Below are 13,484 nucleotides of genomic sequence, written 5' to 3' on the forward strand. Positions count from 1 at the left end.
GTTGTAGTTTACCGGAGGAGCGGCTGCACGGGCGGCCGCACCGCCAACGAGGGGGATCCGCCATGTCCGTCGCCACTTCCGCTGCCACCGCTGCCACCGCTCCCACCGCTCCCCAGCCGGAAGCGCCGCTGCGCGTCGCCGTCATCCTCGGCAGCGTCCGCGAAGGCCGTCACGGCCCCGCCGTCGCCGACTGGTTCCTCGGCGCCGCGGGCGCCGTCGGCGGCCTGGACCTCGACCTCATCGACCTCGCCGACGTCGACCTGCCGCTGGCCATGCCCGGCTGGGGCGGTTCGCCGAGCCCGCAGGCGGCCGCCGCCCTCGCGGAGGTCAGCCCGCGGCTGGCCGCCGCCGAGGCCTTCGTCATCGTCACCCCCGAGTACAACCACAGCTTCCCGGCCGTACTGAAGAACCTCATCGACTGGCACCGCGAGGAATGGCAGGCCAAGCCGGCCGGCTTCGTCTCCTACGGCGGCCTCGGCGGCGGCCTGCGCGCCGTCGAGCAGCTCCGGCTGGTCTTCGCCGAGCTGCACACCGTGACCGTGCGCGACTCCGTCAGCCTGCACGGGCCCTGGTCCGGGCTCGACCCCGACGGCGTTCCGCGCGACACCGCCGTGGCCGAGGGCGCGGTCAAGGGCATGCTCGGCCAGCTGGCCTGGTGGGGACGCGCGCTGCGCGCCGCCCGCGCGAGCCACCCGTACCAGGGCTGAGGGGCGGCACGAGGATGCGTACGACCCGGGATCCCGACGGGCCCGAACGGGCGGCGACACCCACGGACCTCGCGACCACCACCGATTCCCCCGAACCCGCACCCGCACCCACACCCACATCTGCGGGCCTGCTGCGGCGCACCGCGGGCGTCGTCATCGTCGGCTCGGTCATGTCGGTGCTCGACATGACGATCGTCAACGTCGCCCTGCACCGCCTCTCCGAGGCCTTCCACGCCCCCCTGGCGACCATCCAGTGGGCCGCCAGCGCGTACACGCTCGCGCTCGCCGCCGTCATCCCGGCCTCGGCCTGGGCGATGGGCCGCTTCGGCGCCAAGCGCACCTACCTGGGCGCCCTCACCCTGTTCTCGCTCGGATCGCTGCTCGCCGCGTGCGCCTGGAGCGCCGGGAGCCTGATCGCCTTCCGCGCGGTCCAGGGCCTCGGCGGCGGGCTGCTCATGCCCGTCGGCATGGCCATGGTGATGCGCACGGCGGACCCGGCCCGGCTCGGGCGGGTGATGGCCCTGCTCGGACTGCCCATCATCGTCGGGCCGGTGGCCGGTCCGGTACTGGGCGGCTGGCTGGTCGACTCGGCGTCCTGGCAGTGGATCTTCCTGGTCAACCTGCCCGTCGGGGCGGTCGCCCTGTTCCTCGCCGCGAAACTGCTGCGCTCCGACGCACCGGGCTCCTCGGCCTCCCCGCCCCGGCTGGACGTACCCGGCCTGCTGATGCTCTCCCCGGGCCTCGCCCTGCTCCTCTACGGCCTGGCCCGCGGCGGGGAAGGCGGCACCTTCACCGCGCCCGGCGCCCTGCTCCCCACCCTGGCCGGCGCCGCGCTCGTGGCCGCCTTCGCCCGCCGGTCCATGACCGCCCGCGAACCCCTCCTCGACCTGACGCTCCTGCGCGACCGCACCTTCCGGGCGGGCATCGTCACGCTCACCCTCTTCACCTGCGGCTACTTCGGATCCATGCTGCTCGGACCGATGTACTGGCAGCAGGGCCGCGGCATGACCGCGACGGCGGCCGGGCTGCTGGGCGCACCGGCCGGACTCACCGTCGGGCTGGTCATGCAGATCGCCTCGCGCCGCGTGGACAAGGTCTCCCCGCGCCGGCTGATCCGGACCGGTATCGCGGTGGGCGCCCTGGGCATGGCCCTGACCGCGCTCCAGGCCGGCTCCGCGGATGCGGCGCCCTGGCGGTTCGTCACCGCTTCGATCGTCATGGGCATCGGCGCCGGGATGGTCATGATGCCGACGATGACCACGGCGAGCCGCGACCTGCCGAGGGCCCGCATGACGGCGGCGAGCACCCTCCTCAGCATCAACTCCCAGATCGGCGCCTCGGTCGGCACCGCCCTCCTCTCGGTCACCCTGACCGGAACGGGCACGACCCCAACAGGCTTCCGCACCACCTACGCCATCGCGGCCCTCCTCTTCACCCTGGCCCTGATCCCGACATCCCACCTCCCCACCCGCCGCCCCTGACCCACCGCAGCAGCCACGAAGGCGAGGCGGGGCATGGGGACGCGGCGCTGGTCAGCGCCGCGTCCCCCGTAGGCAGCATCCGTACGGAGACCACGGCCGGCCCCTCCCCCGGCAAGGCGTGCGCGCACCTCAACACCACTGGTGTGCGCCGGTACCACCGGCTCCGACTGAGCCGAGCGGCACGACAGGCACCGCAGTACGTGCGCCGAGGGGCGCGGACTCAACCACAGGCGCCACCACATCCGTTGGGGAGTGGCGGTTACGGGTGGTCAGCATGCCAATCTGCTGATCACTCTTCGTAGTGGAGTGCCTCTCGGAGCAGAACTGCAAGTCGACGACGAGCGTTCCCTTCCGACAGACGTACTCCGCCTGAAGGGACACCGAAGGGCAAGCTCTTGGCAGCCCGGATCATCGCCACTCTCGCCACGACGGCCGGGCTGGCCGTCTTACTTCCCGCCGAAGCGCACGCCGGCGCCATCGGCTCGACACCCGTCACCGGCTTCGACTACCAAGTCGGAGGAGTCACCATGAAGGTTCCGACGGGCTGCATGTTCACTCACGTCGTCCGCGGCGAAGGCAAGAAGATCACGTACCAGAACGCCGGCGTCGACTGCGGTTTCGTAGGAGCCCTCAACGCAGGATTCTGCAACTGGCGCATCGACTTCACTTACGCGGACACCGACAACAAGATCTACCGCACGTCCCGAGGCAAGACGCACACCGAGTGCGAGATCCACCCGCTGCGCGACAACGCACCCCAGACGCTCCCTCGTTACGGCAAGGCGTGCGCTCACCTCAGCGTCAACGGTGTGCGCCGGGTCAGTCAGTGCCACCACATCACGAAGTGAGCCGCACATGACCACCCAGCCCTCACCCGACGACTCCGCGTGGGAAGCCAAGCTCCGCCGCGCCGGACTGACCTCGTTCCTGGTCGCCGCGGCAGCGTCCTTCGCCTTCTTCGCCTTCTTCCCGGGGCTTCCCCACGTCATCGACTGGGGCGCGATCGTCACCTCGCTCGCCGTCGGCGCCCTGGCCCGCTGGGCACGACGGTCCCACCTGTCGAAAAGACGCGCCGCTCACCCACAGAGCTGATCGGCCCCCACACCGCCCTGCACGGCCTGCGTCCAGGGGCCGGGGGACAGTGGCTCGGGGCATGAAAGAGCCCCAGGACACGACGAGTGAACCCTGGGGCTCATCCGAGCCGCCTTCGGGAGTCGCCCCCGGGACCTACGCCTTGCCCGATCAGCCGGCGACGGACCGAACTGCCACGGTGTCGGCCGGTGACCGCGCACAGCAGCCGGCCGTCTTGGCCGTTGCCGACTGCGCCCTTCGCGGCCCCGGACCCCAAACGGCCCGTCAGTGCGTGGCCAGCTAGGCCCTGGCCGGTGCGTGCCAATGTCACGAAAGCGCTGGTCGGGCGCGTTTTCAGGAGCCTGCGACCGGCACCAAGCGGCCCGGGCGTTTCATGCCAGCCGCAAGTCCTTACGCGCGGGGTGCACGGAGGGAGAAGCTCTCTCCGACGCCACCGGGAAACGGCCTCCGAACAGACCGCTTGCCGGGCCGTCGACCACCCCCACCCCCACTCGTCGAGGAACACCGCCACCGAGCAGCAGGAGCCCAGCACCTCATGAGAGTCCTCATATCCAGTGTCTCCTCGGATTCACACACCTGGAATCTCGTCTATCTCCAGCTCCTGCTGGAGGAACTCGGTCATCAGACCGTCAATCTCGGTGCCTGTGTGCCGGAATCACTGCTTGTGCAGGAAGTCCTCAGCGAGCGTCCCGACCTGGTCGTCATCAGCAGCGTCAACGGTCACGGCCACCAGCAGGGCGGCTCGTACGTCCGCGCCGTGCACCAGCACCTTCCCGGCCTTCCGGTCGTCATCGGCGGCAAGTTGGGCACTCGGGGAGACGGGAACGCCGACTACATCGCCGACCTGCTCGACCAGGGCTTCTCCGGGGTCTTCGTCGGTGACGACGCGATTCCGGAGTTCGTCCGGCACCTAGAGCACCTCGACGCCCTGGTCGCGGCGTGACGGCGTCACCGGCGCCCGTCGCCTTCTCCGCCTACGTGGCCGAGCACCACGCGCAGGGCCGGCTCGTGGTCCAGCCCCGGATGGGCTTCGGCACCATCCCCCGCATGCGTGACGGTCTGCGGGCCGTCGCCGGCGCACGGGCCGACACCGTCGCCACCCTCACCCTGGACAGCTACACCAGGGTCGGCGATCACGCGGCCGCCGACCTCGCCCTGCGCGACGGCCACGACCTGAACGGCTATCCCCTCGTCCTGCACGGGGCCGCCGACACCCGCGACATGGTCGCCGAGGCCGTCGGCACCCGCGTCCCCGTCCAGGTACGGCACGGATCCGCCCAGCCCCTGAAGATCTTCCGGACCCTGCTGGACGCGGGACTGGACGCCACCGAGGGCGGCCCCGTCTCCTACTGCCTGCCCTACAGCCGGGTTCCGCTCGCCAAGGCCGTCGAGGCCTGGGCCGAGTGCTGCGAGGTCCTCGCGCCGGGCCCCGGCGACGGCAGGCCCGGACACCTGGAGAGCTTCGCCGGCTGCATGCTGGGCCAGTTGTGCCCGCCCTCGCTGACGGTCGCGCTCAGCGTCCTGGAGGGGCTCTTCTTCCGCCAGCACGGCCTGCGCAGCATCTCGCTGAGCTACGCCCAGCAGGTGCACGCCGGACAGGACCTCGAGGCCATCCGGGCACTGCGCCGACTCGTCGGCGAGTTCCTGCCCGACCTGGACACCCACATCGTCGTCTACACGTTCATGGGTCTCTTCCCCAACACCCCCGAGGGCGCTGCGGCGATCTCCCGCGACAGCGTGGAACTGGCGATGTCGGCCGGCGCGCACCGGCTGATCGTCAAGACCGCCGTCGAATCCTCGCGCATCCCCACCGTCGCGGAGAACGTCGAGGCGCTGGAACTCGCAGCCCAGCACGCGGCCCGCTTCGGGCCGCAGACCGCTCTCACCGCCCGTACGGACCTTGGTGACGAGGACAGCGAGACCTACCGGGAGGCGCGCGCCCTGATCGATGCGGTGCGCGGACTGCGCCATGACATCGGCGACGCCCTGGTCACCGCGTTCCGTACCGGTGTGCTGGACCTGCCGTACTGCCTCCACCCGGACAACGCCGGGCGGACACGGACCGCCTTCACCCCCGAGGGGCGGCTCACCTGGGCCGACACCGGTCGGATGCCCCTGCCTCCGCGGAGCGCGCGCACGGACCCCCACGCGGGCGGATCGGCCGAGTTGCTCCGGATGCTCAGCGAGAACCAGAGGCGCTACGACCTCCGGCCCGCACCCCCCGTCCTTCGATAGAAGAGGTTCACCATGAGCGCAGCCCCGACCGGAGCGGCCCTGGAACGCAAGGGCACTCTCCAGCTGTCCCTGGCGATGGCCCTCTCGGGCACGATCGGCGTCTTCGTGGTCGAGTCCGGGGCCACGCCGTTCAACGTGGTCTTCTTCCGCTGCGTGTTCGGCGCGGTCGCACTCGGCCTGTACTGCCTGGCCCGCGGATTCTTCCGCGACCACGGCTTCACCCGGCACAAGGTTCTCCTGACCTGCCTGGGCGGTGTGTTCATCGTCTTCAACTGGGTGCTGCTCTTCGAGTCGTACCGGTCCACATCCATCTCCGTGGCCACGGTCGTTTACCACACACAGCCGTTCTACGTGGTCCTGCTCGGCGCGCTCTTCTTCCGCGACAAGCTGACGGTTTCGAAGTTCGCCTGGCTGGCCGTCGCCTTCGGTGGACTCGTCCTGGTCGCCGGGGTGTCCCCCGCCGACCTCGTCGGAGGAGGCAGCTACCTGCTCGGACTGGGAGAGGCGCTGCTCGCGGCCCTCTTCTACGCGCTCTCCACCATCTTCACCAAGCGCGTGACGGGCGTACGGCCGCATCTGGTCGCCCTGATGCAGGTTCTCGTGGGCATCCCGCTGCTGCTTCCGTTCACGCGCCTGGCGGAGACCGCGGGTCTGGGCGCCGGCTGGGCCTGGCTCGTCGGCCTCGGGGTCATCCACACCTGTGTGATGTACGCCCTCATGTACTCCTCGTACCAGAAGCTGCCCACGTCCAAGATCGCCGTGCTGGCCTTCATCTACCCGGCGGTCGCGATGTTCTGCGACTGGGCCGTGTACGGACACAGCGTGAGCCTCCTGCAAGCCCTGGGCATTCCGCTGATCGCCGCCGCGACCCTGGGCATCAACCTCGGCTGGCGCTTCGGGCCGAGCCGCCCGGCCGCCACGGTTCCCCCGGCCGCCCCCCTCACTCCTGTCGCCACTCCTGCCTCTACTCCTGCCTCTACTCCTGCTTCTCCTCCTCTCGCCCCTGTGGCGGTCCAAGCCGCCGGTCCCGTACCGGCCCTCCCTTCCCGGAGCACCACGTGAGCCGTTCGCGTCCACCCCGTATCGCCGTCGTCGGCGGCACCGGAGCCGTAGGCCAGACCCTGCTCGGCCTGATCGAGCAGCGCGGATTCGCCCACGACTCCGTGCGGCTGATCGCTTCGGAGCGGTCCGCCGGCCGCACCGTGTCCGTCCTCGGCCGGACCGTCGTCGTCGAGGACCTGCGCACCACGGACTTCTCCGACGTCGACATCGCGTTCTTCTCCGCGGGTACGCCCGTCAGCGCCGAATGGGCGGGGAAGGCCGCCGGGGCAGGTGCCCTGGTGATCGACAACACCAACGCCTTCCGCATGGACCCCGCATCGCAGCTCGTAGTTCCGCAGGTCAACGGCGCCCTGCTGGCCGAGCGCCCGATCTCCGGGATCGTCGCCAACCCCAACTGCTCGACCATTCCGCTGGTTCGCCTGCTGCGCCCGGTGCACGAGGCCTTCGGGCTGCGGAGCGTCTACGTCTCCACCTACCAGGCCGCCTCCGGCGGCGGTCAGAACGGCATCGACGAGCTGTACGACGGCGCGCGCAGCATTCTGGCGGGCGACACCGCTCAGGCCCGGCGGTTCAGCCAGCCGCTGGCCTTCGACGTCCTGCCGGCCATCGACGTCCTGCAGGACGACGGATTCACCCTCGAAGAGCGCAAGATGCGGCAGGAGTCCCGGCGCATCCTCGATCTGCCCGGACTGGACCTCGTCGCGACCTGCGTACGGGTGCCCGTGGAGAACGGGCACAGTGAGGCCGTCACCCTCGAGTGCGATCGCCCGGTGGACGCCACCGAGCTGGCCCGGCTGCTGGACGCCCAGGACGAGGTCAAGGTGTGGCGCGAGGGGTGGCCCACGCCCCGCACCATCGTCGACGCGCCCGACCTGGTCCACGTCGGCCGCATCCGGGTCGACCCCGAGCGCCCGAACCGCGCCCTGCTGTGGCTCGTCGCGGACAACCTGAGGATCGGCGCCGCACTCAACGCACTGCAGATCGCCGAACGAGCCGTCCAGGAGGGCATCGCATGAGCAGCACCATCGGCCACCGCCCCACAGGCGTGCTGAAGTTCGGCGGGTCCAGCTTCGCCTCCGCCGCCCACTACCGTGATGTCGCCGCGCACATCAGGGCCCGCGTCGAAGCCGGGGAACGGCTCGTCGTGGTCGTCAGCGGCATGCCCGGCGCGACCGAGGGCCTGCGCGAGATCGCCCGGTCCATCGACCCCGGCGTGTCCGTGGAAGCGCTCCACGGAGTGCTGCCCCTCGCGGACACCATCGGCGCAGGTCTGCTGCGGATAGCCCTGCGGGGCCAGGGCGTCGACGCGGTGATGCTGCACGGCGACCGCACCGGACTGCGCTCCGACGGCACCCGGCACAAGGCGGCCACGCTCACCGGCTTCGACCCGGCCCCGCTGGAGGAGGCGTTCACCCGCGCTCCCGTGGTCGTGCTTCCCGGCGGCCAGGCCGACGACGGGGGCGGGACCCCGGCCTGGCTCGGGAAGAACAGCTCCGACCTCAGCGCCACGGCGCTGGCAGGCGCTCTGGGCCTGAAGAGCTGCGAGATCTACTCCGACGTCAACGGCGTGTACGACGCCGACCCCCGCCTGGTCCCGGAGGCGCGGCGCATTCCCGCCCTCTCCTACGAGGACGTCGTGCTGCTCGGTCACCACGGCGCGAAGGTCCTGCACCCGGAGGCGGTGCGGGCCGCCCAGCGCCACTCGGTGCAGATCGTCTGCCGGCTCAACACGGGCGGGTTCGAGGCGGGTTCGGTGATCGACGGCGTGGGCGACGGCATCGGCGTGGACTCCGTGATCATCGACGCCCGCTCGGTCGTCGCCGAGTTCGGGACCTCGTCCGAGGCGGAGCTCGCCCTCGCGGCGCTCGAATCCGCCGGGGTTCCCGTGAGCGTCCCGGACTGGCCCGGCCGCCATCTGGTGGTGGTGAACGGCGGCTTCTTCGACGTGCGCCGCTGCCTCGACGAGAACGGGCTCACCGGCGAGATCACCGATGAGCGCATGGTGACCGAAGTCCGTGCCGGACACCCCGTGCTCCACGTGGCCCCCACCGCGGATACCGCCCTGGACTGGGGACACCGCCTGCACGCCGACCTCCGCGACCGGGCATCCGTCCTGGTCTGACCAAAGATCCGTAGAAAAGCAAAACCCCCAGGTCACGGCGAGTGAGTCCTGGGGGTTCTACAGAGCCGCCTTCGGGATTCGAACCCGAGACCTACGCACTACGAGGCCCCACAAGATCATCTCGAACGGTGCCGAGCCGTGCTGCTGAATCCCGGATCCCTAGGTCGGGACGCTGCGTCCACCGCCCCGCGTGTCACCCCATAACCTCATGCCACCCAGTCCGCTCACGCATCGCTCACGTACGTGGGGCTGCCGCTCCGCCGACGACAACGCGTTCAAGCGCGGCGGCACCCAGCATGAGGTCAGATCTGGCCGAGGTCGAACTCCACCGGGAAAGGAGCCGAGACCTTGACGACACCAGTGAACACGTCCCCGTCTCGGTAGGCCCTGGTCGCAGGGTCGAGAACATAGGTGTACACCAAGGGGACACCGGTCGCGGCCTGCTCGACCCGCCAGAAGAAGGCGATACCGGACTTGGCGTACTGGTCCGACTTGACGATCCGATCGGTGGTCTCCGACCCCGGTGAGACAACCTCCACGACCAGCAGCACGTGCTCGGGACGGGTAGGCGTGATGTCGATCGCGTCCGCGCGGTACACAACGACATCCGGACGGCGATTGGTAAGTGGGACGTCCTGAAGTCGGACGTCAAAGTCCGTATCGGCATTCCAGTCCGGCCCGGCGGCTGCCTCCAAGACGTTCGCCAAGATCCGAGCGATCCGATTGTGCCGCTTGGACGCGCTGGGACTCACCACGACCATCCCGTCCACGATCTCGATCCCCGCACACTGCTCCTCGGACCAGGAGTCGTACTGCTCGGCCGTGATCTGCTCGTGCATCCACGCAGGGGCTGCCGTCTCGGCAGTCATGACCCACCTCCCGGACACCATGCGAGCGGGCCCGATCCCCGCTCAGTTCAGCGTACTGTCTCAGCTCGGCCAGCACTCTGGACGCCGGTAGAACCGGCACCCTCCGGACACTCATCCGGTCCAGCGGCCGGCAGGTCAAGATCCCAGGCGCCCAGTGGCATGAACGTCTGGGAGAGGACCGCGATCCGCCAGCAGCTTCCTCACGCAGAAGAAGTGCCACGGAGCCAGTCACCCGGCTCGCCGCTGCCTGGGCTGATCCGGTCCACGCACCACACTCGCAGCAAAACCGGCATCCGAGGCGGCGGTTACGGGTGGTCAGCATGCCAATCCGTTGATCACTCTTCGTAGTGGACTGCCCCTCGGGTCAGAACTCCGAGTCGACGGCATGCGCTCCCATCTGACCGACACACTCCACCTGAGGGGACACCCACGGGCAATCTCTTGGCAGCCCGGATCACCACCGCTCCCGGCACGACGGTCGGACTGGCCGTCTTCTCTCCGCCAAGGCGCACGCCGGCGTCGACTGCGGTTTCGTAGGGCCCTGAATTCAGGCTTCTGCAACTGGCGCATCGACTTCACCTACGCGGACACCGACAACAAGACCTACCGCACCGCCTGGGGCAAGACGCACACCGAGTACGAGATCCACCCGATGCGCGACAACGCACCCCAGACACTGCCTCGCTACGGCAAGGCGTGCGCTCGCCTCAGCGTCAACGGTGTGCGCCGGTGCAGTCAGTGCCACCACATCACGAAGTCAGCCGCACATGACCACCCAGCCCAACCCCCGCAGACCCCACCTGGAAAGCCAAACGCCGCCGCGCCGGAATCACCGACTCCCTTAGCGGCGCCGCTTCGGCTCTCGCCTTCTTCCCCGGCCTCCCCCAGGTCATCGACTAGGGAGCCATCATCGCCTCCCTGACCGTCGACGGCTTCGCCAGATGGGCCTACCAGTCCCACGGCACGGGAAAGCGCACCGCTCGGGGGTAGCGCCCAATTCACCGTCCAGGGCATCGCGATCGCACGCGCCCTCCATCACCCTCCGACGACCCGTCCTCAGGCGTACGTGCCCGAATCGGGCTCAAGCCTGCCTCCCCCCCAGAGTCGATCCACCGAACCTCAGAATTCCCTCAACCGTCCGCCCAGGCTACAGAACGCACGGACAATGGCCACGGAGACCACCGCCACGGCCCTGGAGGGGCATTGATGGTTCTGGGTAGCATTTTCGAGGCCATTGACTCTGGCATCGGTACACCTTGGATTGCCGTCGCAGCGAAAATCGGAGCCGCGACGGTCCTCCTGGCAATCATCTCGGAATTCGCACGATGGACAGCCATCCGCTTCTGGAGCGTAACAAGTACTCGGGTAGAGCGGCGCGCATGGACTACCGGCCCACTCAAGTCAGCCCGGATGTTGGGCGCAGACGTTCGACTGCCCGGCTGGCGAGATCAACTCCCTAAATCTGCACTCAGGCTCCCCAAGAAGAACCCTGTCCAAATATTCCACTACGCGAGAGCCAGGCGGCTTACAAATCCTATCCCCGCAAGAGAATTCGAAAGAATGGCGGCGCGCAGGAGTTCGATAGGAATCGTTACCGAATACCCGATGCGCATCACAAGGGCGGCAACCCGACGGCCTGTAATTTTCGCCACCGCATCACTCATCGTGCACGCAAGTGAACGACCGGGAATGCTCTTGGCCGACCTCAAGAAAGTTTATGAAAAACTCCCACAGATCGCCGAGCAGAGAACGTGGATCCCTGTACTCGTGGTCGCTATCGGAATAGCTGCCGCCACTCGATCTAGTCCACTGATCGATCGAGTTAGGGCCAGAGATGAGGCGGCTAAGGACGCGAACCGCATGCTGAACGAACTCCTGGCCAAGCTGGCTGAGCTTCAGACAGCCCTATCGCTCTGCCATGAGAAGCTCCCCACATACCGCTCTTCCTACTTCAGCCACGTATGCCGCTCCGACCAGACAGGGCGCACATGGTCACCGCGCATTGGGTTTCAGCGAGACCCTCTCGCCTCACCGAAATCACTAGAAAAGGAATTGCTCGAACCAGAATTTCAGCGAGCACATGCGGCACTCGAAGCCACACACGACCACCTGAAGGCTATACGCGACAAGGGGCTCTCCTCGGTAACCTTCAGGATGCTCGCACCCGTATCCACCGCAGTATACGATTGCGGCTTCCATCGGCATCTCCATTTCCTGCACGACCCAACCTTGCAGACCACCAGTTCTCCATTGAGTTTCGATTGGATGATACGGCGCGCCGAGAATGTTGAGCGTCGGGTGACGAACGACGTCAGCAACGAGGGAGACTGTCGAGCTGACGCCATGCTCACGGAGGAATCTTACCGACTAGACGATCTCATCCTGCGGAGCAAAATAAATGAACTCCACCTACAGAGGATTTCAATATTCCTTCGGAAGCGAATTCACGGCACTACTTTGACACGACTGCTGGGCGGAGCTGGCGCTAAATAGCGACTGCGTTCCGAGAGCCGCCTCGGCGAGGACGCCTCCGAGGGGCGCCGAGGGCTCCGGCAAGTGAGGTCATCGCTGATGCGCGGTCTAGCTCGATCCGGAAACAAATCGAGGCCCGCGAATGCTCCACCATGGCCGGGGAGCGCCGGGGAGCGCCAGTGGTGTTCCGCAGGCAGGGATGGCGCGAGGCCGGATAGATCTTCTCCAGCAGCGTCCGGATCCACTCAGGCCCATTGATTCCCTGGGCCGTCTCGGCAGTAATGCACCGGCCGGCCATCCAGCTCCCCCTCCATGGTTCCGCGCCTGACACGAGCATGCGCACTCGCCACCCATGCATTCACACATCGGTGGTTGCACTACTCAAAACGGCTGAACTTTCGGCCGAGCAGGATGCGGCCGTGCCGGTTAACGAGCGTGCCGGCCAGTGCGATGAAGTGACGTGTGGCAACAGCCCACCCCTCATTGGCGTGTTCCCACTCCGGTCGGGCTCGACCGTGGACATGGGCGCGTACGAGCCGTTCGTGCTTCTGCCAGTTGTGTTCGGGGATCCAGTAGCTGGTGCGGCCCCGAGCTGGAAGGGGAACGACGGGAGCTTCAGTATCCCCACAACGGTATCCAGGAGGGTCGGGGAACGGGTACCTCCCGAATCGTGGTTCGGAGACCTTCGTCCGCAACGAGTCTGAACACCCAGCAAAACCAAGCCGCTTCGCATGCAGCAGGCACAGCTTAGGTGCACACCGAGGCCGCGTCCCAAGATCCGGAAGCAATCGGCGGACGCCACGATCTCCGCCACGGAGCGGCCACGCTCATGCTCGCTGCCGACCTCGACGTACAGGTGATGTCGACACCCTCGGGCACTGCGACATCCGGATCACGCGCCGCATCCACCAGAGCGCTCCCCGAGACGTCGGCAGGAGTGTCGCCGAGGCCACACCCAAGTCGATGGCCATCGAGTACCAGGGGCGAGGAGGGCAAGGCCCGCATCCCCAGCCAAGAGGGGTGTGGATGCCGGGAGGGCCGCGAGCAAGGGCTGACAGCCGCACCGCTCACGCACTGGGTCCGGACCCCGGCCGCAGCATGCACCGGCGTACCCCGGAAATAGCAAAACCCCCAGGTCACGGCGAGTGAGTCCTGGGGGTTCTACAGAGCCGCCTTCGGGATTCGAACCCGAGACCTACGCATTACGAGTTGTCCGATCTTGTTCCACAGCCGTCCGGAGGTGTTCGCATCCCACTCTCAGCCGCTGCTCAGCGCGCTAGCCACACGCAGGCGGACGCGGGCACGCAGTCACGGATCGACCCGCTACTGAGCCCACAATTGAGACAGCCGTCTCCAACAAACCCATGCCTCAGAGCGTTGACACCCACGCTAGCCAGAACCTCCTGATGGAGCTCTGGCGCGGCCGCCTTGCCATCGCCTCACG

10 protein-coding genes are annotated in these 13,484 nt (G+C 68.1%); 9 read left to right on the plus strand and 1 reads right to left on the minus strand.

The window, feature by feature from the left end:
• Positions 1-62 precede the first annotated feature (62 nt).
• The 9 genes from OG898_RS10000 to OG898_RS10040 all read left to right on the plus strand — a co-directional run bounded on the left by OG898_RS10000 (position 63) and on the right by OG898_RS10040 (position 8,699).
• Positions 63-707: an NADPH-dependent FMN reductase gene (locus OG898_RS10000; RefSeq protein WP_250745437.1), complete on the plus strand. Its 645-nt coding sequence runs from the start codon at positions 63-65 to the stop codon at positions 705-707.
• Between the two features lie 14 nt (positions 708-721).
• The gene (locus OG898_RS10005) at positions 722-2,188 is read left to right on the plus strand and encodes a DHA2 family efflux MFS transporter permease subunit (protein WP_266956245.1); all 1,467 of its coding nucleotides are present in this window, start codon (positions 722-724) and stop codon (positions 2,186-2,188) included.
• A 395-nt stretch (positions 2,189-2,583) separates the two neighbouring features.
• On the plus strand, positions 2,584-3,036 hold the full coding sequence (locus tag OG898_RS10010) for a hypothetical protein (RefSeq protein WP_266956247.1): 453 nt from the start codon (positions 2,584-2,586) through the stop codon (positions 3,034-3,036).
• Between the two features lie 7 nt (positions 3,037-3,043).
• A complete protein-coding gene (locus tag OG898_RS10015) occupies positions 3,044-3,280 on the plus strand; it encodes a hypothetical protein (RefSeq protein ID WP_266956249.1) in 237 nt (78 codons plus the stop codon).
• Between the two features lie 535 nt (positions 3,281-3,815).
• Positions 3,816-4,223 (plus strand): cobalamin B12-binding domain-containing protein, encoded by a 408-nt coding sequence (locus tag OG898_RS10020; protein WP_250745425.1) that lies wholly within the window; start codon positions 3,816-3,818, stop codon positions 4,221-4,223.
• Entirely contained in the window at positions 4,220-5,515 is a 1,296-nt protein-coding gene (locus OG898_RS10025) for a methylaspartate mutase (protein WP_266956252.1), read from the plus strand. Before OG898_RS10020 ends, OG898_RS10025 begins: the two co-directional genes overlap by 4 nt.
• A 12-nt stretch (positions 5,516-5,527) precedes the next feature.
• Positions 5,528-6,577 (plus strand): EamA family transporter, encoded by a 1,050-nt coding sequence (locus tag OG898_RS10030; RefSeq protein ID WP_266956254.1) that lies wholly within the window; start codon positions 5,528-5,530, stop codon positions 6,575-6,577.
• Positions 6,574-7,593, plus strand: a complete 1,020-nt coding sequence (locus OG898_RS10035; RefSeq protein WP_250745419.1) for an aspartate-semialdehyde dehydrogenase — start codon at positions 6,574-6,576, stop codon at positions 7,591-7,593. Before OG898_RS10030 ends, OG898_RS10035 begins: the two co-directional genes overlap by 4 nt.
• Positions 7,590-8,699: an aspartate kinase gene (locus tag OG898_RS10040; protein WP_250745415.1), complete on the plus strand. Its 1,110-nt coding sequence runs from the start codon at positions 7,590-7,592 to the stop codon at positions 8,697-8,699. The genes OG898_RS10035 and OG898_RS10040 overlap by 4 nt, the downstream gene beginning before the upstream one ends.
• A gap of 302 nt (positions 8,700-9,001) precedes the next feature.
• Here OG898_RS10040 and OG898_RS10045 read toward each other — a convergent pair whose 3' ends face one another.
• Positions 9,002-9,568, minus strand: coding sequence for a Uma2 family endonuclease (locus OG898_RS10045; protein ID WP_250745414.1), 567 nt, complete (start codon positions 9,566-9,568; stop codon positions 9,002-9,004).
• Between the last annotated feature and the right edge of the window lie 3,916 nt (positions 9,569-13,484).

Source organism: Streptomyces sp. NBC_00193, assembly GCF_026342735.1.
In the GTDB taxonomy this organism is placed as follows: Bacteria; Actinomycetota; Actinomycetes; order Streptomycetales; family Streptomycetaceae; genus Streptomyces; species Streptomyces stoeckheimensis.

What these genes read in the sequence shown, in the direction of transcription:
- OG898_RS10000 (WP_250745437.1), top strand. Translation starts at nt 63, where the DNA reads ATGTCCGTCGCCACTTCCGCTGCCACCGCTGCCACCGCTCCCACCGCT.
- OG898_RS10045 (WP_250745414.1), bottom strand. Translation starts at nt 9,568, where the DNA reads ATGACTGCCGAGACGGCAGCCCCTGCGTGGATGCACGAGCAGATCACG.
- OG898_RS10020 (WP_250745425.1), top strand. Translation starts at nt 3,816, where the DNA reads ATGAGAGTCCTCATATCCAGTGTCTCCTCGGATTCACACACCTGGAAT.
- OG898_RS10040 (WP_250745415.1), top strand. Translation starts at nt 7,590, where the DNA reads ATGAGCAGCACCATCGGCCACCGCCCCACAGGCGTGCTGAAGTTCGGC.
- OG898_RS10005 (WP_266956245.1), top strand. Translation starts at nt 722, where the DNA reads ATGCGTACGACCCGGGATCCCGACGGGCCCGAACGGGCGGCGACACCC.
- OG898_RS10015 (WP_266956249.1), top strand. Translation starts at nt 3,044, where the DNA reads ATGACCACCCAGCCCTCACCCGACGACTCCGCGTGGGAAGCCAAGCTC.
- OG898_RS10030 (WP_266956254.1), top strand. Translation starts at nt 5,528, where the DNA reads ATGAGCGCAGCCCCGACCGGAGCGGCCCTGGAACGCAAGGGCACTCTC.